The sequence below is a fragment of the Mesorhizobium sp. genome, from assembly GCF_965229135.1.
Taxonomy (GTDB): Bacteria; Pseudomonadota; Alphaproteobacteria; order Rhizobiales; family Rhizobiaceae; genus Mesorhizobium.
On the sequence record NZ_OZ245860.1, the window covers coordinates 2,829,982 to 2,855,098 of the forward strand.

23 protein-coding genes and 1 tRNA gene are annotated in these 25,117 nt (G+C 64.0%); 11 read left to right on the plus strand and 13 right to left on the minus strand.

The window, feature by feature from the left end; all coding sequences use genetic code 11:
• Positions 1-10: 10 nt before the first annotated feature.
• Genes pobA through pcaD form a run of 6 tightly spaced genes read right to left on the minus strand, consistent with a single transcriptional unit; the run spans position 11 to position 4,887 of the window.
• Positions 11-1,186, minus strand: a complete 1,176-nt coding sequence (gene pobA / locus ACO07C_RS13490; protein WP_421914654.1) for a 4-hydroxybenzoate 3-monooxygenase — start codon at positions 1,184-1,186, stop codon at positions 11-13.
• 59 nt (positions 1,187-1,245) lie between these two features.
• Entirely contained in the window at positions 1,246-2,298 is a 1,053-nt protein-coding gene (locus ACO07C_RS13495; RefSeq protein WP_421914655.1) for a 3-carboxy-cis,cis-muconate cycloisomerase, read from the minus strand.
• A gap of 11 nt (positions 2,299-2,309) precedes the next feature.
• Positions 2,310-2,924: a protocatechuate 3,4-dioxygenase subunit alpha gene (pcaG, locus tag ACO07C_RS13500; RefSeq protein WP_421914656.1), complete on the minus strand. Its 615-nt coding sequence runs from the start codon at positions 2,922-2,924 to the stop codon at positions 2,310-2,312.
• Positions 2,924-3,679: a protocatechuate 3,4-dioxygenase subunit beta gene (gene pcaH, locus ACO07C_RS13505; RefSeq protein ID WP_421914657.1), complete on the minus strand. Its 756-nt coding sequence runs from the start codon at positions 3,677-3,679 to the stop codon at positions 2,924-2,926. The genes pcaG and pcaH overlap by 1 nt, the downstream gene beginning before the upstream one ends.
• Entirely contained in the window at positions 3,669-4,082 is a 414-nt protein-coding gene (gene pcaC / locus ACO07C_RS13510) for a 4-carboxymuconolactone decarboxylase (protein ID WP_421914658.1), read from the minus strand. The genes pcaH and pcaC overlap by 11 nt, the downstream gene beginning before the upstream one ends.
• Positions 4,075-4,887 (minus strand): 3-oxoadipate enol-lactonase, encoded by an 813-nt coding sequence (pcaD, locus tag ACO07C_RS13515; protein WP_421914659.1) that lies wholly within the window; start codon positions 4,885-4,887, stop codon positions 4,075-4,077. The genes pcaC and pcaD overlap by 8 nt, the downstream gene beginning before the upstream one ends.
• Positions 4,888-4,980: 93 nt before the next feature.
• Here pcaD and pcaQ point away from each other — a divergent pair, with 93 nt between their 5' ends.
• Positions 4,981-5,898: a pca operon transcription factor PcaQ gene (pcaQ, locus tag ACO07C_RS13520; protein ID WP_421914660.1), complete on the plus strand. Its 918-nt coding sequence runs from the start codon at positions 4,981-4,983 to the stop codon at positions 5,896-5,898.
• A gap of 458 nt (positions 5,899-6,356) precedes the next feature.
• A tRNA-Thr gene (locus ACO07C_RS13525) sits at positions 6,357-6,432 on the plus strand.
• A 163-nt stretch (positions 6,433-6,595) separates the two neighbouring features.
• Here ACO07C_RS13525 and ACO07C_RS13530 read toward each other — a convergent pair.
• The gene (locus ACO07C_RS13530; RefSeq protein WP_421914661.1) at positions 6,596-7,045 is read right to left on the minus strand and encodes a hypothetical protein; all 450 of its coding nucleotides are present in this window, start codon (positions 7,043-7,045) and stop codon (positions 6,596-6,598) included.
• Between the two features lie 544 nt (positions 7,046-7,589).
• Here ACO07C_RS13530 and ACO07C_RS13535 point away from each other — a divergent pair.
• The 3 genes from ACO07C_RS13535 to ACO07C_RS13545 all read left to right on the plus strand — a co-directional run bounded on the left by ACO07C_RS13535 (position 7,590) and on the right by ACO07C_RS13545 (position 10,836).
• Positions 7,590-7,865: a GCG_CRPN prefix-to-repeats domain-containing protein gene (locus ACO07C_RS13535; protein WP_421914662.1), complete on the plus strand. Its 276-nt coding sequence runs from the start codon at positions 7,590-7,592 to the stop codon at positions 7,863-7,865.
• A 121-nt stretch (positions 7,866-7,986) separates the two neighbouring features.
• Positions 7,987-9,552 (plus strand): DUF1800 domain-containing protein, encoded by a 1,566-nt coding sequence (locus ACO07C_RS13540; protein ID WP_421914663.1) that lies wholly within the window; start codon positions 7,987-7,989, stop codon positions 9,550-9,552.
• 51 nt (positions 9,553-9,603) lie between these two features.
• Complete coding sequence (locus ACO07C_RS13545) at positions 9,604-10,836, plus strand: DUF1501 domain-containing protein (RefSeq protein WP_421914664.1); 1,233 nt, start codon at positions 9,604-9,606, stop codon at positions 10,834-10,836.
• Positions 10,837-10,933: 97 nt separating this feature from the next.
• Here the strand turns inward: ACO07C_RS13545 and ACO07C_RS13550 are convergent, their stop codons facing one another.
• The 6 genes from ACO07C_RS13550 to ACO07C_RS13575 form a co-directional block, all read right to left on the minus strand.
• Complete coding sequence (locus ACO07C_RS13550) at positions 10,934-11,194, minus strand: GCG_CRPN prefix-to-repeats domain-containing protein (protein WP_421914665.1); 261 nt, start codon at positions 11,192-11,194, stop codon at positions 10,934-10,936.
• A gap of 232 nt (positions 11,195-11,426) precedes the next feature.
• Positions 11,427-13,007, minus strand: a complete 1,581-nt coding sequence (locus ACO07C_RS13555) for an indolepyruvate oxidoreductase subunit beta family protein (RefSeq protein ID WP_421914666.1) — start codon at positions 13,005-13,007, stop codon at positions 11,427-11,429.
• A complete protein-coding gene (locus ACO07C_RS13560) occupies positions 13,000-15,153 on the minus strand; it encodes a thiamine pyrophosphate-dependent enzyme (protein WP_421914667.1) in 2,154 nt (717 codons plus the stop codon). Before ACO07C_RS13560 ends, ACO07C_RS13555 begins: the two co-directional genes overlap by 8 nt.
• Before the next feature lie 44 nt (positions 15,154-15,197).
• Entirely contained in the window at positions 15,198-15,680 is a 483-nt protein-coding gene (locus ACO07C_RS13565) for a MarR family winged helix-turn-helix transcriptional regulator (RefSeq protein ID WP_421914668.1), read from the minus strand.
• Positions 15,680-17,251: a phytoene desaturase family protein gene (locus tag ACO07C_RS13570; RefSeq protein ID WP_421914669.1), complete on the minus strand. Its 1,572-nt coding sequence runs from the start codon at positions 17,249-17,251 to the stop codon at positions 15,680-15,682. Before ACO07C_RS13570 ends, ACO07C_RS13565 begins: the two co-directional genes overlap by 1 nt.
• A 78-nt stretch (positions 17,252-17,329) precedes the next feature.
• On the minus strand, positions 17,330-18,121 hold the full coding sequence (locus ACO07C_RS13575; RefSeq protein ID WP_421914670.1) for a cyclase family protein: 792 nt from the start codon (positions 18,119-18,121) through the stop codon (positions 17,330-17,332).
• 119 nt (positions 18,122-18,240) lie between these two features.
• On the opposite strand from ACO07C_RS13575, the gene ACO07C_RS13580 reads away from it, so the two are divergent.
• The 6 genes from ACO07C_RS13580 to ACO07C_RS13605 all read left to right on the plus strand — a co-directional run bounded on the left by ACO07C_RS13580 (position 18,241) and on the right by ACO07C_RS13605 (position 25,078).
• Positions 18,241-19,815, plus strand: a complete 1,575-nt coding sequence (locus tag ACO07C_RS13580) for a phytoene desaturase family protein (RefSeq protein WP_421914671.1) — start codon at positions 18,241-18,243, stop codon at positions 19,813-19,815.
• Positions 19,816-19,929: 114 nt separating this feature from the next.
• Positions 19,930-21,459, plus strand: coding sequence for an ABC transporter substrate-binding protein (locus ACO07C_RS13585; protein WP_421914672.1), 1,530 nt, complete (start codon positions 19,930-19,932; stop codon positions 21,457-21,459).
• Positions 21,460-21,549: 90 nt separating this feature from the next.
• A complete protein-coding gene (locus ACO07C_RS13590) occupies positions 21,550-22,557 on the plus strand; it encodes an ABC transporter permease (protein ID WP_421914673.1) in 1,008 nt (335 codons plus the stop codon).
• Positions 22,550-23,398: an ABC transporter permease gene (locus ACO07C_RS13595; protein ID WP_421914675.1), complete on the plus strand. Its 849-nt coding sequence runs from the start codon at positions 22,550-22,552 to the stop codon at positions 23,396-23,398. Before ACO07C_RS13590 ends, ACO07C_RS13595 begins: the two co-directional genes overlap by 8 nt.
• Positions 23,395-24,273 carry an ABC transporter ATP-binding protein gene (locus tag ACO07C_RS13600; RefSeq protein WP_421914676.1) on the plus strand — a complete coding sequence of 293 codons (879 nt, stop codon included), beginning with the start codon at positions 23,395-23,397 and terminating at the stop codon, positions 24,271-24,273. Before ACO07C_RS13595 ends, ACO07C_RS13600 begins: the two co-directional genes overlap by 4 nt.
• Positions 24,266-25,078 (plus strand): ATP-binding cassette domain-containing protein, encoded by an 813-nt coding sequence (locus ACO07C_RS13605; RefSeq protein ID WP_421914677.1) that lies wholly within the window; start codon positions 24,266-24,268, stop codon positions 25,076-25,078. The genes ACO07C_RS13600 and ACO07C_RS13605 overlap by 8 nt, the downstream gene beginning before the upstream one ends.
• Positions 25,079-25,117: the final 39 nt, after the last annotated feature.

A 25,117-nucleotide genomic window follows, 5' to 3' on the forward strand; every position in this document is an offset into this window, starting at 1 on the left:
TCGCGGATCGTCAGTGGGGCAGACCGACATAGTTCTCGGCGAGAGCGGTCGATGCGGCTCGCGAATGCACGAGATAGTCGAGTTCGGCTTCCTGGATACGCTGGCCGAAATCGCCGGTGTCGGGAAAGCGGTGCAGCATCGTCGTCATCCACCAGGAGAAACGCACGGCCTTCCAGACACGTGCCAGCGCCTTGCTCGAATAGGCGTCGATACCAGCCATGGACTTGTCGGCATAGAAGTCTCGCAAGCCGGCAAACAGATAGCGCACATCGCTGGCAGCGAGGTTGAGACCCTTGGCCCCTGTCGGCAGCACGATATGGGCGGCGTCGCCCACCAGAAAGAGGCGGCCGAAACGCAGCGGCTCGGCGACGAATGAGCGCAGTGGCGCGATCGATTTCTCGAAGGAAGGCCCGGTGACGACACTGGCCGCTATCCGCTCCGGCAAGCGGCGGCGCAATTCATCCCAGAAGCGGTCGTCAGACCAGGCCTCGACGCGGTCGTCGAGAGGGCATTGCACATAATAGCGACTGCGGTGCGTGGAGCGCATCGAACACAGGGCGAAGCCCCGGCTGTGGTTGGCGTAGACCAGTTCATGGTCGGCCGGCGGCACTTCAGCCAGCACGCCCAGCCAGCCGAACGGGTACTGCCGCTCGAAGGTTTTCAGCGCACCTTCAGGCACGGATTTGCGACTGACCCCATGATAGCCGTCGCAGCCGGCGATGAAGTCGCAATCGATGCGATGAGTGATGCCGTCCTTCTCGAAGGTGGCGAAAGGTGCCTCGCCATCGAAACCATGGGGCGCGACGTTTTCCACCTCGTAGATCGTGGTCAGCCCTGCCGCATCGCGCTTATCCATCAAGTCGTGCGTCACTTCGGTTTGGCCATACACAGTCACATGCTTGCCGCCGGTCAGGCCCGCCAGGTCGATACGGTGCAGGCGGAAATCGAAGGCAAGCGAGATGCCGGAATGCGGCAGTCCCTCGGCATGCAGCCTAGTCGCGGCACCCGCCTCTTCCAGCAATTCGACGGTGCCTTGCTCGAGTACGCCCGCGCGCACCCGGCCAAGCACATGCTCGCGGCTCGACCGTTCGAGGATGACCGTCTCGACGCCGGTGGCCGCCAGGAGTTGCCCGAGCAGAAGGCCCGATGGCCCGGACCCGACAATGACGACCTGTGTTCGGGTCAAGGTTTGTTCTCATGCATATCGCTGTTCCAAAATCCCATGGCACTTTTGGGCGACATGCATCAACGCCCAAGGCTTTCGATCTGCCCCGCCAGTTCGGCGGCCAGCCGCAGCGAAGCCGCCGTCGCCACGGCCATTTGCGGGAGTAGCAGCCATTCGAGCGTCCACGCCGCGCCCGACCGTTCCTGCTCATGGACCAGCGCCTGATGCATGCCGGACAGTTGCGTGGCGTTGAAACGGGCAAGCGCCACCAGGGCCTCGGCCTTCACCGGATTCTGCTTGTGGGGCATGGCCGACGAACCGCCACCGCCCGAAAGCTTGATATCGACGACGCTCAGCGCCATCAGCGCAATGTCCTGGCCGAACTTGCCGAGGCTGCCGGTCACCAGAGACAGCCAGCCGGCGAAGTCGGCGAGTACGTCGCGCTGGCTTTGCCATTGCGGCGCATCGCCAAGGCCGAGCCTGGAGGCAAGCGCGGCACGCGCCGCCGACCCCTTGTCGCCCAGCTTTTCCAGCGTGCCGGCGGCACCGCCGAACTGTACCACGAGCAGCCGCGCGGACTGTTCCGCCAATCTTTCCCGATGCCGCTGCAATGGCGCTCGCCACGCATTGACGCGGTCCGAGACCCGAATGGGAATCGCCGGCTGCATCCGCGTCATACCGACCAGTCCCCTGCTTCCGAAGCGCTCTTCAAGCGCCGTAAGCCGCACGATGTTTTCGGTCAGCAGAAGCCACAGGTGCTCGACCACGGACTTCAACCGGAGCGTCAAGGCCGTGTCGATCACGTCCTGGCTGGTCGCGCCAAAATGAACGGAAGCGCCATGCCGTTCGCCGACCGCGGCGCGGATCTGACGCACCAGTTCGGGGACGATCACGCCGTCCTTGGCGACACCGGCCCGAAGCAGGGCGGTGTCCGGCCGGAACGACGTCAGCGCCGACACGATCGCGTCCGCCGCATCGCCGGCGATGACGCCGCTTTCGGCCTCGGCCTGAGCCAGCGCGCGCTCGAAGGCCAACATAGCCGCAATTTCGGCCTCGACCGAGAAATGCCTGGCCGTTTCCTCGTCGCCGAGGAGACCGGAAAGCAGCGGGTGGTCGAAAGGCGATACGGTCATGTCGTGAGCGGTCAGCTGTCGAAGAAGACCGTCTCCTTTTCACCCTGGAGATGGACGTCGAAGACATAGCTGCCGCCCTTGCGCTCGGCGATCAGCGTCGGCACGCGGTTGCGGTGTTCGATCCGCGCCAGGATCGGATCCTGCGCATTGGCCTGTTCCTCGTCGGAGAAATACAGCCGCGTCTGCAGGCCGATATTGATGCCGCGCGCCACGATCCAGAGACTGACATGCGGCGCCATCAGGCGGCCATCGCGGAAAGGCACGCGGCCGGGCTTGATGGTCTCGAAGACGCAAAGGCCGGTTTCCATGTCGGTGGGGCAACGGCCCCAGCCGAAGAAATTGGGATCGGCGGTGCCGCGCAATTCGGCCGGTGAGTTATAGAGTCCCTCGCTGTCCGCCTGCCAGAGCTCGATCAGCGCGTCCTTGAGCGGCGTGCCGGTGCCGTCGAGCACGCGGATGTGCAGGTTGATCCGCTCACCCCTGGTCTTGTCGTTGACCATGGTCGCGCCAAGGTCGCTCGCATAGACGCCACCGATGCCGCAGAAATTGGGTGTCAGGCCGATATGAACGTAGGGTCCCGCTGTCTGCGAAGGGCTTTCCTTCAGCCGGCTAATGGATTGGGCCATCAGTTGCCCTCCAGCCGGTTTTCGAACAGCGACGAGCGGCGCCCGCGCAGCACGATGTCGAACTTGTAGGCCAGCGCATCCATCGGGATCGTCGCCTGCGTGTCGAGGGTGGCGGTCAGCGCGTCGATGGCCGCCTTGTCGGCGATGCCGCGCACGATGGGGCATTTCCAGATCAGCGGGTCGCCCTCGAAATACATCTGGGTGATGAGCCGCTGGGCGAAGCCGTGGCCGAACACCGAGAAGTGGATATGCGCGGGGCGCCAGTCATTGGGCCCGTTCGGCCAAGGATAGGGACCGGGCTTGACCGTCCGGAAAGCATAGCCGCCATCCTCGCCGGTGATGGTGCGGCCGCAGCCGCCGAAATTCGGGTCGAGCGCCGCCAGATAACCGTCCCTCTTGTGACGGTAGCGGCCTCCGGCATTGGCCTGCCAGAATTCGAGCAGCACGCCGGGAACTCCCACGCCGCGCTCATCGAGCACCCGCCCATAGACGATGATGCGCTCGCCAATGGCGCTTTCGCCCGGCCTGGCGAAATTATGGATCAGGTCGTCGTCCAGTTCACCAAGCATGGCGTGACCGAAAACCGGGCCGGTGATCTCCGACAGCGTGTTGTCGAATGACAGCAACGCCTTCCGCGGCGAGCGCAGCACGGAACTCTTGTAGTCCGGCGTCAGCGCGGGCGGATGCCACGTACGGTCGCGCTGGAAAAAGGCGCCGGTCTCCGGCTTTCGGTTCGGACCGGACTCAGCCGACATGATCAGCCTTGCCCCCGTCCATTTCCGAAAACACCTCCCTGGCGATCTTGAAGGCGCGGTTGGCTGCCGGCACGCCGGCATAAATGGCGACATGCAGGAACGCCTCGCGGATATCGTCGCGAGAGGCGCCGGTGTTGGCGGTGGCGCGCACGTGCATGGCGACCTCATCGTCGTGGCCAAGTGCCGCCAGCAGCGCCAGGGTAACAATCGAACGCTCGCGCTTCGTAAGGCCCGGCCGTGCCCACACCGTGCCCCATGCGGCCTCGGTGATCAATTGCTGGAAGGGCTGGTCGAAATCCGTGGCGACCGCCTCCGCCCTGTCGACATGCGTGTCGCCCAGCACGGAGCGCCGGACCGCCAGCCCGGCCTGGTATCGGCTTGCGTTGTGAGGCGCTTCATCCATGAGCTTTTGTTCCAAAGGGAAGCGCCGCGAGGAAATCGCGGATCAGGGCAACCATGACGTGCGGTTGCTCGATGCAAGGAATATGGCCGGCGTCGCGAATGATCTCGAAGCGCGCGGCGGGAATGAGGTTCGCCAGCGAGCGGACCAGCTCTGGCGGCGTCGAACCATCCTGATCGCCGACGATGCACAGCGTAGGCACGGCAATGCTGCGTGCGACCTCGGTAAAATCGGCGTCGCGAACTGCCGCACAAGTGCCGACATAACCGGCGAGCGCCTGCCGGGTCAGCATGTTGCGACAGCCGGCAAGCTCGGCCGAACGCCGGGAATGGAAGGCCGGCGTGAACCACACCTTCAGCACGCCTTCGGCGATAGCCTGGATGCCGTCGCGCTCGACCGTTTCAATGCGCGCGTTCCAGCTGTCGGCCGTGCCGATCTTGTGGGCGGTGTCGCACAGGATCAGGGCATCGACGATGTCGGGGCGCCGGGCATACAGACCTTGCGCGATCAGGCCGCCGACCGACAGGCCGCACAGCACGACATTCCTGAAACCGAAATGATCGACGAGTCCCGACAGATCGTCGACATGGTCGTCAATGGAGCGGATGCCACCGCCGATGTCGGAGAGCCCATGGCCGCGCTTGTCGTAGACAAGCAAGGGCATTTCGCCGCTCATCTCAGCCGCGACCTCGTCCCAGATCCGGAAGTCGGTGCCGAGCGAATTGATCAACACGATCGGGCGCGCATGACCATTCGCCTCGATATGGCGATGGTGCAGCGTGATGCCGCCAATGTTGACGAATGGCACGATTTCGATCCTCCAACGCCACATTGCACTAGGCTTTTGGTTCGGTAAAATGATATTTCGCGGCGTTTCATTAACCCAGGGGTTAGGCAATTCATGTCCGAAAGCCGTATCCGTTTCCGGCACCTGCAAGCCTTCCTGGAGGTCGCGCGCCAGGGAAGCGTGGCGCGGGCCGCGGATTTCCTGCATGTCAGCCCGCCGGCGGTGACCAAGACCTTGCGCGAACTGGAAGAGGCGCTGGGCGTCGCCGTCGTCGAGCGCGACGGGCGGGGCATCCGGGTGACGCGCATGGGTGAGATCTTCCTTGGCCATGCCGGCACGGCGATCAGCGCGCTGAAGCGCGGGGTCGATTCCGTCCGGCAGGACGGCGCCATCAACCGCCATCCCATACGCATTGGCGCGCTGCCGACAGTGTCGGCTCGGGTGATGCCGCGAGCGATGAGCCTGTTCCTCAAGGAAAATACGGGGACTGCGATCAAGATCGTCACCGGCGAGAACGCGGTGCTGCTCGAACAGTTGCGCATCGGCGCGCTCGATCTCGTCGTCGGGCGGCTCGCCGCGCCGGAAAACATGACCGGTTTCTTCTTCGAACACCTCTATTCCGAGCAGGTGCTGTTCGTCGTGCGGTCGGGGCACCCGTTGCTGCAGCCGGGTGAGGACGTGTTCGCGCGGCTCGACGAATTTCCGGTGCTGATGCCGACGCGGAACTCGGTGATCCGTCCCTTCGTCGACCGCCTGTTCATCACCAACGGCATGACGGCGCCCGCAACCGAGATCGAGACGGTCTCGGATTCCTTCGGCCGCGCCTTCCTGCGGCAAAGCGATGCCGTCTGGATCATCTCCGCCGGCGTCGTCGCCAATGAGATCGGCAGCGGCGCCTTCGTCGCCCTCGATGTCAACACGGATGAGACCAAAGGGCCGGTCGGGTTGACGATGCGAACGGACGTCGCCCCCTCGCCCGCCTTCTCCATTCTTCTGCAGACCATTCGCGAAGCGGCACGCCAGGGCGGTTGAGCGGGGCTGATCTGGATTCGGAAGGACCGCGCCGACACGGAGGTGGGGCGCCTTGCGGTGCAGGGCCACAAGTGGTGGCGGCGCGAATCGAACCCGGCATCCCCCACATCAACGGCCCGACCGTGGGCGACGAGGCGCCTATGCCGTTCGGCGGCGCCAAGGCTCCTGCTTCGCGCGTTTCGGCGGCAACGCGGCGGTCGCCTAATTTCACCGATCCGCGCTGGATGACGATCGAGTATCCCAGCCAGGTTTCTCGTTCTCGGGCATACGACCGATCGGAGCAGCGACACGGCATTCGCGATTGCGCCCGCCTTTGGCTTGGCAAGGCGAGAAGACCGACTGCACGGCGCCCATTCTAACGAAGAATGCGATGCCGATACGAATTGCCAACTCCTATCTTGAATTCGCCGCTGGTTGAGTCTATCACCCAGCCCATCTTGGAGGTCTCGGCCTCCCGGGCCGCTTTAGCTCAGTTGGTAGAGCACCGCATTCGTAATGCGGGGGTCGCGTGTTCGAGTCACGCAAGCGGCACCATTCGCCAGCCCGGACATGTCCATCCAAGAAGACCATCATAATCTTGGGATCGGCGAAAAACGTTGTTGGATGACGTCCATCAGTCGCGGATTCACCAGCATCACTATCGGCAGTTGAATCAGATTTATCAAAACAAAAGAAAAGTGACACCGTCGATCTAAGATCAAGCCGCAACGAACCGGAGGCCTGTTAGTTTACTGGAATCATATATATTTTTGAACTTATCAGAGACGATTATATCAAATCTGGCAACAAATGGATCGCCTATTCTAAATACATCGAGATTTGTTGAAAAGCCTTCTTTCAATTTCAAATCAAAAATCCTAGATATGTCGCCGCCATCATAGTCGTATTTTTCGTAGTTAGACCTTAAAAAGTCGAAGCCATCCACCTCTTCCATCGGAACATATATTTCCAGATCGTATTTGTCAGTTTTTGCTGTGTAGAATTTGTGGCGGCTCTGTAAAATTATCGACCCAAACAGATCGAATATTCCGCGCTTTGCAAAAAAGACACCGCTCTTAGCAGGCGCGAAATCGCCGATTGGGAGGGGGCGCTGTTTGTCAAAGCGGAATCGCAGCTTGCTTTGGTCGATGTCCCTCGCACCTTCCATTCCTAGAAAATCTCGCGATCCATAGTCATTCCCCCAGTCACTAAGAATGGCACAATTTCTGGAATCTTGGTGGGTTCGCCAATATGACATCACAGCCCTCGGAATTGAGTTCTAACGGCGGCGACGTCGTTCGGCCAAGCGTTCGCCGCATTCTTTTCACTTCTGGTACCGCTTGATACTTCGTGCGGAACTTCAATCAAGATATCAAGACTCTCGACGGTCGTTAGCTGAGGGGGAGCTTATTGCCCTTCGTTTGGCGCTTTGGGGTGCGGAAGCACGAGCCCGCGGAGCAGCGCGAGTTTAAATCACGGGCCGATCCGAAGGTGATCATCGAGCTTGAGTTGGCTTACGCCGCAAAGCGAGTTCGGCGGGCATCCTCCCGCCCAGGCACGCGATCGTGAACGGCCTTCGGCGAAAAATCGTAGCATCCTCCGACGGAAAGACCGCACGCCGCCGTTTAATGCGCAGAAGGGACAGACATGCCCGGCCAAATGGTCCGGACAGGTTGTGATTTCAACTCGGCAACCATTTTCGGAGTATCCCCATGACGCGCCTGAAAAAATACGCCACAGCCGCCGCCCTCGTCCTGGGCGGAACGTTTACGACCGTCGCGGCCTCGTCCGCGATGCCGATGGTGCAGGTTGGCCCAACCGCTGGGTTGGTGGAGCACGTGGCCTATGGCTGCGGGCCTGGCTGGCACCCCAATCCCTGGGGGCGCTGCGTGCCTTACCGCAGAGTGATCGTCTATCCCGGGTACTATTACGGCCCGTCCTACTACTGGCATCCCGTCCACCGCTGGCATCGCTGGCACCACTGGTAGGATCACCCGGATCACAGGCGTCGGCCGAGCGCCGGCGCCTGGATATCCTGCCCGTCCGACCGAAGTCGGAGCATTGGGCCTCATGCCCCAGGCTTGCGGCCTCGGATGATGGAGACCGGATTTGGCTGCCCCAGTTTCAAATTCCAGGCCGGATCCCGCTCTGGTCGTTTTCAACCGTTTCGGGCTCGGAGCCCGGCCCGGCGATGTTGACAAGCTCAGGGGTGATCTCAAAGGTGACCCTCGCGCCTATCTGAAGGCGGAACTCCGGCAGCCCGACATTGCCATGATCCCCTACGACGATCCGGCCTATGCCGGCCTGCTGGGAAGCACGGCCGCCATACAGGCCAGCATGGCGGCAAGCTTCCAGCGCAAGCTCGACATGCAGGCCGTAACGCGGCAAGCAACCATGACGAATGCCGCGGCGGTGCCGCCCCCGGCAGCACCTACGATGCCTGCCGCCGCGTCGGCCAAGCCGGCCGCGGCCGCTGAAATGCCCGCCAAACCGACCAGCGGCCTGGCCGGGGCCACCAAACCAGTTGCCCAGCCGCCCGCCTCGCCGCCTGCCCCTCCCCCGATCGAGGCACGATTGTTCCAGGCGGAAGCCCAGGCGCGCTTCGACAAGGCGCTCAAGGCCGATGTCGGATTCGTCGAACGTCTGGTCTATTTCTGGTCGAACCATTTCTGCATCTCGGTGGCGAAGGACAATATCGTGCGCGCCAGCGCCGGCGCCTTCGAGCGGGAGGCAATCCGTCCCTTCGTGCTCGGCCGCTTCGCCGACATGCTCCTGGCGGTGGAGCACCACCCCGCCATGCTGTTCTATCTCGACAACCAGCAATCGGTGGGACCGAAGTCCCGCGCGGGGAACAATGGCAAGCGGGGCCTCAACGAAAACCTCGCCCGCGAAATCCTGGAACTGCATACGCTCGGCGTCGGCGGCGGCTATAGCCAGGCCGATGTCACCAGCTTCGCGCGCATCCTCACCGGCTGGATGATCGGCGGGCGCGACGGGCATCTTGGCGAGCCCGGCAATTTCGTCTTCAACGCCAACGCACATGAGCCGGGCGATGAAGTCCTGCTGGGCAAGACCTATCCCGCCGGCGGCCAGGGACAGGCCGAGGCAGCACTGAACGACATCGCCCGCCATCCCGCGACGGCTCTGCATATCGCGACCAAACTGGCCCGCTATTTCATTGCCGACACTCCACCGCCGGCGGCGGTCGAGCGCCTCGTCAAGGTCTTCACCAAGAGCGACGGCGATCTGCGGGCGATGGCGGCCACGCTCATCGACATGCCGGAAGCCTGGTCCACGCCGCTGGCGAAGATTCGCTCGCCCTTTGACTTCATTGTCGCCATCAGACGAGCGGCGGGACCCGACCCGGCGAACAACCCCAACCAGTCGCTTGGCTGGCTCAACGCGCTCGGCGAGCCGCTCTGGCAGCCACCGGGACCGAACGGCTTCGCCGACGAGACGGACGCCTGGGCCTCCGCGGAAGGGATGAAGATCCGACTCGACATCGCCTGGCAGGCGGCCCGACAGGTCAAGGCCATCGGCAATCCCAACGATACGCTCGACGCCGTCATCGGTCCCTCGGCGTCACCCGAGACGAGGCTGGCGATCGCGCAGGCCGAATCCAAGCAGCAGGGGCTGGCGATGCTGCTGATGGCGCCCGAATTCCAGAGAAGATGAATTCCAGAGACGATGAATTCCACGGATGATGACCCCAGCGGAGATGATGCGATGAGCCTGTTGTGCGAAATCCCCAATCCCTCCCGACGCGCCATGCTGATGACGGGTGGCGCGCTGTTTGCCTGGGCCTACATGCCGCGCTTTGCCCGCGCCGCCGGCAATCGCGATCCGCGCCTGATCGTCATCGTGCTGCGCGGTGCGCTCGATGGCCTCTCCACGGTCGGTCCGGTCGGCGATCCCGACTATGCCGGCCTGCACGGCGACATCGCTCTCTCGCTGACCGGCCCGCATGCGGCACTGCCGCTGGATGGGTTCTTCGCGGTCAATCCGGCGATGCCGGTGTTTGCGCGCTTGTTCAAGGACAAGCAGGCGGCCGTTGTGCACGCGGCGGCGACCGGCTACCGCGAACGCTCGCATTTCGACGGACAGGATGTGCTGGAAAGCGGCTTTGCAGGTCCCGGCCATGTGGCCACCGGCTGGCTCAACCGGGCGCTCGAAAGCCTGCCGTCCGGCGACCGCGTCGCGACGCTGGGCGGCCTCGCCGTTGGCCCATCGACGCCGCTGGTGATACGCGGGTCGGCACCCGTGCTTGGCTGGGCTCCGCAATATCTGCCGGCGCCCTCCGACACTCTGGCGGCGCGCGTGCTCGACCTCTACAGCCATCGCGACCCGGTGCTGGCCGTTGCCCTCAAAAGAGGACTCGACGCCGACAAGATGGCGCTGGGCGACAAGATGGATTCGATGAAGCCCAAGGGCGGCCTCGACAGTGCCGCCGGCATGCGGCAGGCCGCACAGGGCGCGGCCAAGCTGATCGCGGCCGATGATGGGCCACGTGTCGCGGCACTCGCCTTCGACGGCTGGGACACGCATGTCAACGAAGGCGGCGCGACCGGGCGGCTCGCCAGCCTGCTCGGTGGCCTCGATGGCGCCTTCGAGGAGTTCGAAAAAGGCCTTGGCGACCGCTGGAAGGACACGGCGATCGTGGCCATCACCGAGTTCGGCCGCACGGCCCGCATCAACGGCACGGTCGGCACCGATCATGGCACCGGCACGGTAGTGCTACTGGCCGGCGGCGCGATCAAGGGCGGCCGCGTCATCGCCGACTGGCCCGGCCTGAAGCCGGCTCAGCTTTATGAACAGCGCGATCTCGCGCCGACCAGCGATGTCAGGGCGGTGCTGAAAGGCCTGCTCGCCGACCAGTTCGGTCTTTCCGCCGCCGTGCTTGGCGACAAGGTGTTTCCGGAATCCGCGGCGGCGAAGCCGATGACGAACCTCATCGCCTGACGAAGGCTGGTGGCGTCACAGGGACGCCACCGTTCGCGGAATTGCCCTCACCGCTTCGGTACGGCCGCCGCTTCAATCCGCACAGTCACAAAGAGTTCTAGTAGCGGCGCCAATGGTGATGGTGCCAGCGGTGGTGGCGGTATCCACGATGCCAGTGACGCCGCATGATGATGCGTCGGTTGGGCACGCAACGTCCCCACCGGTTCAGATGCCAGCCAGGGCCGCATCGCCAGCCGACGTTTTCGATCGGCAGTTGAGCAGCGCTCGGCTTTATCATCGGCAGGGCCTGCGAACTCACGGCCGACAACACCAATGTGCCCGCTGCGACGGCAATCGGCAGAATGTATCTGGTGATCAAGACTGGGTCCTCCACGGTTCACACCCCCAGCCAACATAACACCCTGCCCACGGAATTCCGGGTAAGCAACGCGATCAAATGTTCGTTAGGCGCGACGCTCTCGCTCAGACAGACCATGGTCATCACCGCGGTCGCGGCCTTGCCGGCGCCATCTTCCATGCATGCAAAAGTTGCAGGCTTTTGGAACTGCAATTCTGGATCTTGAACCTGACTTCGGGCCACTCTAGACGTGCTACGGCATCGGGTCCCCAAGCGTCGCCACGGTCTTCAGCGCGCCGTCGAGCAAGTCGCCCTTCTCGTCCTTCAGCGCCATCTCGCGCAGGCGGCGGATCCAGTCTGCGGCGTCGGGACGGCCCTTGAGCAGATCGAGCGCCGACAGAACCCGGTCGAATTTCGACTGGGCGCGCACATGCGTGTCGCTGTAGCCCTTGATCAGCCGGCGGCAGTTGAGGATTTCGACGGCCAGCGCATAATTAGCCGGCACATGACCGAGCGCCAGCGCGTACCAGCGATCGAGATGCGCGGTCTCGACCTTGTGGCGCAGCAGGCCGCGGCGCCAGCGTCGCAAGCCGCCGATGAACCACAAAGCGGCAAAGCCGGCGAAGCTGTCGGTGCGGATACGGCGGCCATGGTTGATGCGGCGATCGAGGAAAGCGGCGAGCTTTGGCCGGCTCTCGATATAGATGCCGAGCCCGGCTGGCAGCGTGCCGCAGAACTCCTCGATGCGCGGATGGAAATACTCGGTCACCTGCAGGATCGAGCCGTCCTTGACGCCGACCTCCTTGCGCACACGCCTGTCGCGTGTCGAGCGCGTTTTCAGGTCGGCAACGCGGATCATGTCGTCATAGCATAGGGCGTTGGCCAGGTGCTTCGCGGCGGCGATGGACAGAGCATAGGCGTGCTCCGGACTGTCCAGTGCCACAGCCTTGTCCAGCCGGTCGAGATACTCGCGCCCATAGGCGATGTCCTGATAGTCGACGACCTTCCTAAGGCCCCGAAGCGCCAAGTCGCGCGCTGCCACCGGCATCAGATCGATGCGGGCGGCCAGCGCCTGCCAGCCCTGCACCAGGTTTTGCGGGCCGCTTACACGTCCCACACCCAGGGCGGATTCGACAATTGCCGGCTCGGGCGCCTTTTGCACCGACGCCGCTGCCGTACCGCGCGCGCGATCATAGGCGGCGCCGAAGGCAGCAAGGCTGGCTTTCACACCCCGGCCGCCAGCGCTGACCGCCTGCTCGTAACTTTCGCGGGTGAACGGCAGCGCGTCCGACCCTGCCAGCGCGCCCAAGAGGCTGGCCGAGATCATCGAGCTATTGTCTGCGGCGATCTTCTCCATGTCGAAGGCGATGAAGCGTTTCGACGCGGCTTCAGCGGTGGCATGCACCTTCGACGACGAAGCCCGGCCGTCGCCCGGCTCGATCTTTTCCGACACGGCGGCGATGCGGTGCGATGAGGCGATCAGCGTGGTGCGCTCGGGCGTGACGAAACCACGAATGATGGCGCGGCCCGCCTCCATCAATTCGGCCGCGATCAGGATGTCGACATCGCCTTGCGATGGCGACAGCGCGAATACCGGCAGCCGGCCAGTGTCACGGGCCATCTCCACATAGTAGATGGTGGCGCCGGTGCGCTGGGCGACGCCGGCGACCGAGGTCGATTGCGCGACATAGCCATTGCGCTCGGCGACATCGGTGATCCAGTCGGCCAGCACGCCGCCGCCCTGGCCGCCGACCGCCAGCACGGCGAGCTTGATGACGGGCTCGTCGTCCTGGGCCCCGGCCCGGGCGCGAAATGGGGGGACGGCGTCAAGCATCGGCGAAGGTCAGGCGCCGGCTTTCGCGGCGACGCTGCAACAGGGTGATCGTGGCGCGGCGCGTGGATTCCAGGAAGCGGTCCCAGCGGCTCGGATTGTGCACCACATCGGCGCGGTAGAAGGACGGGCACAGTACCGCCGCATCGGCGACCTCGCCGCAATTGCCGCAGCCGACGCAGCTCTGGTCGATGCTTGCCACGGGATCGTCACGCAAGGGATCGTCGAGCGATTTCACCGACAGCGACGGGCAGCCGGACAGCCGCATGCAGGCGTGGTCGCCGGTGCAGATGTCCTCGTCAACGCCGAACTTCGGCTTGACCACGCGCTCGCCGCCGTTGATCGCCTTGTCGACCAACGGCTTTTCACGGCGCTGCCGGTTGAGCATGCATTCGGACGAGGCAACGATGACCTTCGGCCCCTTCTCGTCCGTCGTCAGCGCCTCGCGCAGCGTGTCCTGCATCTTGGTCACGTCATAGGTGCGGTCGACATGGCGCAGCCATTTGACGCCCATGCCCTTCACCGCCTCGGTGATCGGATGCTTCGTCGACTTGGTCTTGTTGCCCGCGCGCGACGACAGAATATCCTGCCCGCCAGTGGCGGCCGAATAGAAATTGTCGACGATGACGATGACGCCGTCGTTCTTGTTGAACACGGCATTGCCGATCGAGGAGGTCAGGCCGTTGTGCCAGAAGCCGCCGTCTCCCACGAAGGAGATCGAGCGACGCTTGGCGTCGGGCGAATTGAACGCGGACGCCGAGGCGGGCCCCAGACCGTAGCCCATGGTGGTGGCGCCGAGTTCGAAGGGCGGCATGATCGAGAACAGATGGCAGCCGATGTCGGAGGCGATGTGGTGCTTGCCGAGTTCCTGCTCGACCAGCTTGGTCGCGGCAAAGATCGGCCGTTCCGGGCAGCCGATGCAGAAGCCCGGCGGACGGCCCGGCACGACGTTGATCAAATCGGCGGTGTCGACGCCGTCTCCGACCTTGTTGGGCGCGCGAACCTCGCCCGGCAGCAGATGCGGTGCCTCGGCGCGCAGGAACGACCCGATGCCGTCGAGCATGACCTGGCCGGTATATTCGCCGGCCATCGGCAGGTGCTCCTTGCCAACCAGCCTGGTGCCGCGCCCGGCCTTGTGCAGCATCGAAGCGAAGGCCTGCTCGATGTAGTTGGGCTGGCCTTCCTCGACCACGAGGACCGACTGCTTGCCCTCGCAGAAGGAAAGGAACTCGTCGTCGATCAAAGGATAGACGGCGTTGAGCACATAGAGCGGCACATCGGTGTCGCCATAGGCGTCGGCGAGGCCAAGGCGCTGCAGGGCGCGGATGACCGAATTGTACATGCCGCCCTGCATGACGATGCCGACCGAGCCATGGTCCGAGCCGAAGAATTCATTGATCCTGTTTTTGCGGATGAACTCCACGGCCGCCGGCCAGCGCTTCTGCACCTTTTCCTTCTCATGCAGGAAGGAAGCAGGCGGCAGCACGATGCGGCCGGTGTCGCGGCGTGGCGCGTCGAGCGCATCAGCCACGGTCATGGGTGGCCGCTTGTTGTCCTTGGCGATGAAATGGCCGTGCACGTGGCAGCAGCGAATGCGGACCTGCAACATGACTGGCGTGTTGGAGATTTCCGACAGTTCGAAACCATTCTCCACCGCCTTGACGATCGACGGCAGGTTGGGGCGCGGGTCGAGCAGCCAGACCTGGCTCTTCATGGCGAAGGCATGGCTGCGCTCCTGCATGATCGAGGAGCCTTCGCCATAATCCTCGCCCACGATGATCAGCGCGCCGCCGGTGACGCCGCCGGAAGCGAGATTGGCGAGCGCGTCGGAAGCGACATTGGTGCCGACGGTCGACTTGAAGGTGGCCGCGCCCCGGATCGGGTAATGCACTGACGCCGCCAGCATGGCGGTGGCGGTGGCTTCCGAGGCGCTGGCCTCGAAATGCACGCCGAGTTCGCCCAGAATGTCCTGCGCGTCGGCCAGCACGTCCATCAGATGGCTGATCGGCGCGCCCTGATAGCCGCCGACGTAGCCGACACCGCATTGCAGCAGCGCCTTGGTGATGGCGAGGATGCCCTCGCCTGCAAATTCCTCGCCGGCGCCGAGCCGAAGCTTCTCGACTTCCTTGGCAAAAGACCGTTCGGCCATGGTGGCCTCCTTCCGTTGCCGCCGAATGCCGGCGGCGCGTACATCTAGATGTCGTGCTTGCGGATGTTCTTCAGCATCTTCAAAAGCGTCGCGATCAGCGCTGAGTATTCGGCGTCGTCGACATCGTCGAACATCGCCTCGAACGCGTCATGCATGGCTGGCCAGGCGCGCGTGAACTCGGCGCGGCCGTCATCGGTCAGGAACACATGGCGGATGCGGCTGTCGGTCACGCCCTGCTCGCGCCGCACGAGGCCCTGGCCCTCCAGCGTGTCGAGCGTACGGCTCAAGGTTGACTGCTCGATCACCGTATAGACCGACAGGTCGTTGACGGTGACACCGTCGGCGACCGACAGCACGGCGAGCGTGCGCACCTGCGGGATGGTCAGGCCCTGCTTGCGGAAATCGTCGCGCAAGGTGGCGTTGTAGCGGCCCATGATGCGGTTCATCAGATAGGGCGCGAATTGCTGCAGGCCGATCTGGCCGAGCGTCGAAATGCGCTGGCGCTTTTCCGGAACCTTCTGCTCCATCACAGCCTCCCCGCCAGGAGAAAGCCGGAACCGCCGCCCAGGCCCGCGCCCGGATGGGTCGAGGCGCCGATATGGTAGAGATTTTTGATGCCCGTCTGGTGGTTGCGGCTGGTCTTGAACGGCCGCCACAGGAACGACTGGTCGATGGTCGACGAACCGCCATAAGGGTCGCCGCCGACCAGGTTGATGTTCATCGCTTCGAGATCGGCCGGCGAATAGGCGCGCCGCGCGATGACGCTGCCCTTGAAGCCGTCGATATGGCTGGCAAGGATCGCCTCGGCGCGGTCGGCATAGGCTTCGCGCAATGCTTCGGTCCATTGGCCGTCGGCCGGCGCCTGCAGCTTGCCGGTGGCGTCGCCCTTGATGTGACGGGGCGCCTCGGGCAGTTGCAGCCAGAGGATGGCCTTGCCTTCCGGACAGCGCGACGGATCGAGCGCATGCGGCTGGCCGACGCAAATGGTCGGCACTTCCGGCAGCATGCCGCGCGCCGCCTCGTTGCAGGCCTTCGAGACGCCATCCAGGCCAGGCGTCAGATGCAGCAGCGCCACCTTGTCCAGGCCTTCGCCGCGCCATGCCGGCGGCTTGTCGAGCGCGTAGTGCATCTGGAAATTGCCTTTGCCGTAGCGATATTTCCGCATCGCTTCGGCATCGCCCTTCGGGGCCTCGTTGCCGAGCAGCCGACCATAAAGCTGCGTCGGCGTGACCGAGCAGATCACGCTCTTCTTAGCCGTGATCTTTTCGCCCGAAGTTAGTCGCACACCGGTTGCGCGGTCCCCTGTCAGGATGATGGAGGCAACGTCCGCTTCGGTGGAGATGACGCCGCCGCGCTCGGTGATGAGCGCTTCGAAGGCGGACAGCAAATTCACTGCTCCGCCCTTGACGATCGGCGCTCCGGCCGCCTCCAGCGCGAAGGCGATGACTTTGGCGATCTGACCCGAGAAAGCGTCTTCCGGTCCAAGCCCGGCATGCAGCACCCACGGCGCCCACAGCGCGCGGATGGTTTCGGACTGGTAGCTGTTTTCCAGCCAGCCGCGTGCCGGCACCAGCGCTTCGCCGAGAAAGGCGGCAAGGCCGCGCGGGCTTCGCCGCCAGGCATCGCCAGCCAGCAGCTTGGCCGTCGGATAGGACCATAGGCTGCCGCCGAGGAGGCCGAACAGCAGGCCGGCGTTGCGCTCGATGCCGACGACATCCGATGCGTGGCTATCGCCGTCGCCTGCAGCGATCGCGTTGAGCGCGGCGATGTTGGCGGCGCGATCGGTGCGCAGTACGGCATGGCTGCCGTCCGGGCGCAGCACGCCGGTCGGCGTGCTGGTGTGGCAGAATTCCAGCCCGTGCCGGGTGAGTTCGGCGCCCAGCGCGGCGAAGGCCGGCGAGGTGATGAACAGCACGAAGGTCGTCGCCATCACGTCATGGATGAAGCCGGGAGCGGTGATCTCCTCGGTGCGCATGCAACCGCCGATGCGGTCGTTGCGCTCGAGGACCAGCACCTTCGCGCCCTTGCCGCCAAGCATTGCCGCGCAGACCAGCGCGTTGATGCCGCTGCCGACGATGATGTGATCGGGCTGGCTCACCTTGATGTGCCTTCGTTCAGCCTTTGTCATCCGGCAGGGGCGCGATCTCTTGCGAAACCGGCCCTCGCCTTGGTGCGATCATGCCTTCGAGACAAGCGCCAGCGCGCGGATCGGGCTGCCGGTGCCGTGTTCGATCTTGAGCGGTGCCGCGATCAGGATAGCGCCCTTCGGCGGCAACTGGTCGAGATTGCAGAGGCTAGCGAGACCATAGCGGTTGGCCTTGTGCATCAGGCTGTGCGCCGGGAATGGCGGCTCCATGCCACCCGCTTTGCCGGCGTCGGTACCGATGGTCTCCGAGCCCCAGCCCTTGATGTCCTTGCTGATCAGGTACTGGATGGCTTCAGCCGTCGGGCCGGGCGTGTGCGGGCCGGTCTCGTTGGCATTGAGAAATTCGGCTTCCGACCCGTTGCGCTTATACCAGTCGGTACGCATCACAACCCACTCGCCGGCATTGATGGCGCCGTGCTTGGCTTCCCACGCCTTGATGTGATCGACGGTGAGCAGGAAATCGTGATCGGCGGCGGCTTCCTTCGAGCAGTCGATAACGTTGACCGGGCCGACGAAATTCTGCGCCGGAATGGTGTCGGTGGCGCCGTCTGGATAATCCTTGCCGGTGATCCAGTGCTTGGGCGCGTCGAAATGCGTGCCGGAATGCTCGCCGAGCTTCAGCCAGTTCCACGCCCACCACGGGCCGTTCTTGTCATAGGCGGAGATGGTGTGGATCTCGACCTTCGGCGTGTCGACCGCGAGTTCCGGCGGCAGCTTGATCAGCGGCGTGTCGGGACCGAGCGATGCCGTCAGGTCGACCACCTTTATGGCGCCCGAAAGGAGCTGGCCGGCGACCTCGCCGAGGAGTTTTTGCGTGTCCATGGTCTTTGTTCCCTCTTTCTAGCTGATGCTGATGGCTCGTTTCGGCCCTTAATATCCTACTAGACGAAAACATATGCATCTGCAATTATCTTTAAGCATAAAGGAAATGGGAACAGGGCGTGAGCGAGTTCGACGCCATCTTTGTCGGGGCCGGCCACAACAGTCTGGCATGCGCCGCGCATCTGGCGCTCAAAGGCTGGAAAACCGGGATTTTTGAGCGCAGTGCAACAATTGGCGGCGCCGTGCAGACCCGCGAGTTCACCCTTCCCGGTTTCCGCCACGACTTTGGAGCGATGAATCTGAGCCTGTTCGCCGGCTCGGCCTTCCACCGGAAATATGCAAATGAATTGAAAGCGCAGGGCCTCGAGTTCGCCCCTGTCGCGGATTGTTTCGCGAGTGCCTTCCCCGACGGACGCTGGTTCGGCGTCAGCAATGATCTGGAAAAGACCGCGAGCCGCATGGCCGCCTTCTCCGCCGCGGATGCCGCGACATGGCGCCGGCTGGTTGCCGCGTTTCCGGCGGAGGCCGAGCATCTGTTCCGGCTCTTGGGTTCGCCGATGAGCGCACGCGCGCTGGCCGGCACCGCCTGGAACCTTTGGCGCAGGAAGGGCATGTCCGGCGCACTCGACACCGGTCGCCTGCTGCTGTCCTCGCCGCGCGCATGGCTGGAGGAGACTTTCGAGTCCGCGCATGTGCGGGCGACGCTTGCCACCTGGGGCATGCATCTCGACTTCGCGCCCGATATCGCCGGGGGAGCCGTGTTCCCCTATCTGGAATCGATGGCCAACCAGAGCTTCGGCATGGTGCTGGGCAAGGGCGGGGCGGACACCATCATTCGCGCCCTGTCTGGCATGGTCACGGCAGCCGGCGGCAGGATCGTCAACGGAGCGGAAGTGGCGGAGATCACGGTTTCCGGCGGCAAGGCAACCGGCGTGCGGCTTGCTTCGGGCGAAACACATACCGCAACCAAGGCGGTGATCGCGGGCGTCGCGCCCGGGGCGCTGCCGGGAAAGCTTCTGCCCAACGGTTCCGGCGACGCCGGCTTCGATACGGCGATGCGGAAATTCCGCCATGCGCCGGGCACGATGATGATCCATCTGGCGCTCGACGACCTGCCGGACTGGCGCGCGTCAGCCGAACTTCGGCAATTCGCCTATGTGCATCTGTCTCCTTCACTCGACGCCATGTCGCGCACCTACCAGCAGGCGATGGCCGGCATGCTGCCGGACGAGCCGGTGCTGGTCGTCGGCCAGCCGACGGCGGTCGACCTGTCGCGCGCGCCTCAGGGCAAGCATGTGCTGTGGGTGCAGGTGCGCATGCTGCCGGCGGAGATCATCGGCGATGCCGCAGGCAAGATCGCGCCGGGCCATTGGGATCAGATCAAGGAACGCTACGCCGAAAGAGTGCTCGACATCATCGAGACCTATGCACCCGGCCTTCGGCAGAAGATCCTGGGTCGATCGGTATTCTCTCCCGTAGACCTGGAGCGCGAGAACCCGAACCTCGTCGGCGGCGACCAGGTTTGCGGCAGCCATCATCTGGCACAGAATTTCCTGTTTCGCCCGGCGCGCGGTTTTGCCGGCTGGAACACGCCGGTCGGCAATCTGCATCTCACGGGAGCCGCGACATGGCCGGGCGCCGGCACCGGTGCCGCCTCTGGCTTCATGCTCGCGCAACAGCTTGGCGGGAGGTAGGAGCCGACGATTTCATAGAGGTGAAGGAGGGCGAGACGCGGTTGCCCATGGAGCCTGAACCCAATGAACTGACGACACCGCGTAAAGAAAATACAATCAACAAGGGGAACGACCATGCCAATCAACAGACGCGAATTGCTCGGATACAGTGCGGCGGCACTCGGGGCCACCGCCATCGGCCTGCCGAAGATCGCGAAAGCCGCGGCCGGCGAACTGACCATCGCCTACAATGTCAATCTGCCGTCCTGGGACCCGACCACGGGGCCTTCGGCGGTCAACCCGACGATCCAGGGCCTCTACCAGTCGGTGTTCGACCAGTTCATCCCGCAAAAGCCGGACCTGTCCTTCGCGCCGGGCCTGCTCACCGAATGGGGCTGGAACGAAGACCGCACGAAGATCATGATGACGGTGCGCGAGGGCGTGACCTGGCATGACGGTTCGCCGTTCACGGCCGAGGACGTGGTCTGGTCGCTGCAGCGTGCCGGCGACGAAAAGACCGGCAACCCGATCCAGTTCGTCTGGAAGAACGTCAACAACTTCAAGATCGACGGCAACAAGATCACCGGCGATGTCGTGCAGTTCGACCCGGTGTATTTCAAATGGATGTCGTTCCTGACCGGCTACGTCATGCCCAAGGCCTATTACGAGAAGGTCGGACCCGAAGGCTTCGAAAAGGCGCCGATCGGCACCGGGCCGTACATGGTCGACAAATTCGAGCGCAACGCCTTTCTGCGGCTGAAGGCCAATCCGAACTACTGGGGCGGCAAGCCGGCCTTCGAGAATGTGACGATCAAGTTCGTCACCGATGCGGCGAGCCGCGTCGCGGAAATCGAGTCGGGATCCTCCCAGGTGACGCTCGAAATCCCCTATGAGGAATATGACCGGCTGATCGCCAAGAACGGCCTCGCCGGCACGTGCAAGAACGTGTCGGACATCGGCATGATCTTTTTCAACAACAAGGACGCCATGCTGGACAAGAATGTCCGCCAGGCGGCCGTGATGGCGGTGGACAAGCAGCTTCTGGTCAAGCGGTTGCTGCGCGGCTACGGGCAGCCTATCGCGACGCTGGAGACGCCGGAATACGCGGCCTACGATCCATCGATCAAGGTCGAGCACGATCCGGAAAAGGCCAAGAAGTTGCTGGCCGCCTCCGGCTACTCGCCCGAGAAGCCGGCCAAGATCACCATCCAGACCACCAAGGGCTTCAAGCCCAAGGACTATGAAATGGTGCAGGCGATCGTTGGCATGTGGCGCAAGGTGGGCATCGAGGCGACCATCGAAGTCTACGAGATCGCCAAGCATTACGAACTGCGCGCCGCCCACAAACTGGCGCCGGCGGCCTTCTACAATTGGGGCAACGCCATCGGCGATCCGACCACGTCGACTGGCTTCGCCATGTTCGGGCCATCGCCGCACTCATCGTGGAAGACCGACGACCTCGACGCCAAGATCGGCCCGCTCTGGGGCGAGAAGGACGAAGCCAAGCGCATCGCCGGCTGGAAGGCGGTCGACAAGTACATCGCCGAGCAGGCCTATGTGCTGCCGCTGATGCAGTTCGCGCAGCCGGTTGTGCACGCCAAGGGCGTCAAGGTAGTCCAGCACCTTTCCGGCGCGCTGCTGCCGGCCCTGATGACCCCGGCCTGATATCGGCCTGGTATTGCCGCGCGCCGTCGATTGTGGCGGCGCGCATTTTCCATCAGGCATCCGGGCCAGAGGGCTCGTGCAAAGATTTACATGCTCCTGCAGAGATTTCTGATCCGTCTTCTGACGATGCTGGTCACGCTGTTCGGCGTGGCCGTCGTCGTCTTCGTCGTGATCCGCGTCGCGCCCGGCGATCCCATAGCGATGATGCTGCCGCCCGGCGCGACGGACGACGACATTGCCCGGCTGCGGGCGCTTTACGGGCTCGACAAGACCATCGTGCAGCAGTTCTTCATCTGGCTGTCCGGCGTCGTCCGGGGCGATTTCGGCACGTCGATCTCACTGCGGCAGGATGTCCTTGGGCTTGTCTTCAACCGGCTGCCGGCGACGCTGGAACTGGCAGTCGTGGCGCTCGTCATGGCGGTGGCGATCGGCGGCACGACGGCGATCATCGGCGCGCGCGAGCGCGGCACTGCGATCGAGGCCGGCATCGACATCGCCAGCGGAACGGCGCTTTCCATTCCCGATTTCCTGTGGGGCCTGGTGCTGATCCTTCTGTTCGGCGTGCTGGTGCCGATCTTCGACATTTCCGGCCGGGTGTCGCCGCAGCTCGACCTGCCCTTCGTCACCCAGTTCTATCTGCTCGAGAGCGTGCTTCGGCTTCGCTTCGACCTGACTTGGGATCTTCTCAAGCACATGCTGATGCCGGCAATAGCGCTCGCGCTGCCGCTGGCCGCTATCATCTCGCAGCTGCTGAAGCAGTCGCTGAAGGAAGTGCTCGATCTCGACTATGTCGTGCTGGCGCGGGTGAAGGGGTTTTCGGAAACGCAGGTCATCCTGCGCGAGGCGCTGAAGAATGCCGCCCTGCCGACGCTCACCCTGGTCGGCGTGCAGTTCACCTTCCTCATCGGCGGCACCGTCATCGTCGAGCGGCTGTTCTCCTATGAAGGCCTCGGCAACATGGCCATCGATGCCGTCATCAATCGCGACCTGCCGCTGATCCAGGGCATCGTGTTGGTCTTCGCTCTGCTGTTCGTGCTGATCAACCTTGCCGTCGACATGATGTACGCCTTGCTCAACCCGAGGCTGCGCCATGGATAAGGGCCGCATCTCTCGACATGGCTCGAGCGTAAGGCTCTGGCTTGCCGGCGGTTGGCTGCTGCTCGCCCTGCTGGCGGCGATCTTCGCCCCGCTGGTCGCGCCTCAGGATCCGCTGGCGCAGGACCTGATGCTGGAGCGGCTACCGCCTTTCTGGATGGATGGAGCGGAGCCCGGCTATTGGCTGGGCACGGACAGCCTTGGCCGCGACCTGCTCTCCCGCCTGATTTTTGGTGGCCGCATCGCTTTCATCGTCGCCTTTGCCGCTGCGATCGCGGCGTGCCTAGTCGGCTCGATGCTTGGCTTGGTCGCCGGCTATTTCGGCGGCTGGGCAGACCGGATCATCTCACGCATCGTCGACATCTGGATGGCCTTCCCCCCCGTGCTGTTTGCCATCCTGCTGGTGGCCGTGCTCGGCACGGGCCTGAGTTCCGTTATCCTCGCTATCGCGGTCATCGACTGGACGCGCTTCTGCCGGGTTATCCGCGCAGAAGCCATGGGCCAGTCGCGCATGGACTATGTCGAGAACGCCCGCATCGCCGGCTATGGCCAGATCGGCATCATGCTGCGCGAAGTGCTGCCCAATGTCGTTCCCTCGATCGTGGCATTGCTGTGCCTCGAAATGGGCATTGCGGTCATCGTCGAGGCGATCCTGTCCTTCGTCAATCTGTCGATCTCGACGGACGATCCGACCTGGGGCGGGATCATCGCCGAGGGAAGACTCTCGATACATCAGGCCTGGTGGGTGCTGGTGTTTCCGCTGATAACGCTGATCCTGACCGTGCTGTCGTTTAGCCAGTTCGGCGAGGCGCTGCGGGCGCGCTTCGATCCGGTGCTACGATGAGCGCTTGTCTCGACATCAGGGACTTGAGCGCCGTGCTGCCTAACGGCCAGCGCGTGCTGCGCTCGGTCTCGCTCTCCGTCCAACCCGGCGAAGTCCGCGCGCTGGTCGGCGAAAGCGGCGCCGGCAAGACGATGATCGGCAAGGCCGTGCTTGGCGTCCTGCCGTCGAGCGTACGCATCGTCGAAGGCGCCATGCTGCTCGAAGGCGAAGACCTCGGCAAGCTGCAGCCCAAGGCACGGCGCACGCTGATCGGCGCGCGCACCGCTCTGATCCCGCAGGATCCGCTGACGGCGCTCAATCCGTCACGCCGCATCGGTCCACAGATGACCGATCGGCTGGTGCGCATCCTCGGCTGGAGTGGCGAGCGGGCCGATCAGCGCATCCGCCAGCTGCTGGACGAGGTGCAAATCCGCGATCCCGACCGCGTGCTGAAAAGCTACCCGCACGAGCTTTCCGGCGGTATGCGCCAGCGCGTATTGATCGCGGCCGCCTTCGCCGCCGAACCACGATTGATCGTTGCCGACGAGCCGACGACAGCGCTCGACGTCACTGTGCAGAAACAGATCCTGCGCCTGATCGCGCTGTTGCAGCGCGAGCACGGCACGGCGATCCTGTTCGTCACCCATGATCTCGGCGTCGTCGCCAAGATCAGCCAGAAAGTCTCGGTGCTCTATGCCGGCAAGGTGGTGGAGGAAGCCGAAACGGCTGATCTCTTCGCCGCGCCGCAGCACCCCTACACGCGGGCACTGATGGCAGCGACGCCGCGATATACCGATCCGTTCGCGTCGCTGAAGCCGGTGGACGATGCCGTGCTGGCCGGGCTGGCCTCGGAGATCGCGGCTGCGGACCAGGCATGGAGGCGGCCGCATGGCTGAGCCGCTGTTTTCCGTGCGCGGCCTGACGGTCGCCCTGCCGGACATGACACGCAAGCCGCTGATCGGCCGTGCGCCGATGATCGAAATCCTGAAGGGTCTGGATTTCAACCTGCCCAGGGGATCGGTCACCGGCATCGTCGGCGAATCCGGGTCGGGAAAATCGACACTCGGCCGCGCCCTGGTGCGCCTCTTGGAGCCCAGCGCCGGCAGCGTCACATTCGACGGCCGCGATATCACGCATTTGCGGGAAGCGGAGCTCAGGCCACTGCGCCGCGACCTGCAGATGATCTTCCAGGACCCGATGTCGTCGCTCAATCCACGCCGCACCATCGCCAGCATCATCGCCGCGCCGCTGAAGCAGAACGGTCTTGGCGACAATCTCCGGACCCGGGTCGCCGAAGCGCTGCAGCGCGTCGGCCTGCCGCAAAACTTCGCCAGCCGCTATCGCCACGAACTTTCTGGCGGCCAGCGCCAGCGCGTCGGCATTGCGCGTGCTTTGGCGCTGTCGCCAAAATTCGTGCTGGCTGACGAGATCGTCTCCGGGCTCGACGTGTCGACCCAGGCGCAGATCCTGACCCTGCTGGAGAAGCTTGCCGCCGAGATGGGCCTGACCGTCGCCTTCATCAGCCATGACCTGTCGGTGATCCGACGGCTGTGCCGGCAGGTGATCGTCATGCGCCAGGGCATGATCGTCGAAGCGAGCCCCACCGACGCACTGTTCGAGCACCCCCAGCAGGACTACACGCGCGACCTGATATCGGCCATCCCGCTGCCCGAAATCGACGCGGGCTGGCTGAACGCGTGATGGCCACGTCAGCTTCGGCGAGGGCTTCTCGAATTGCGA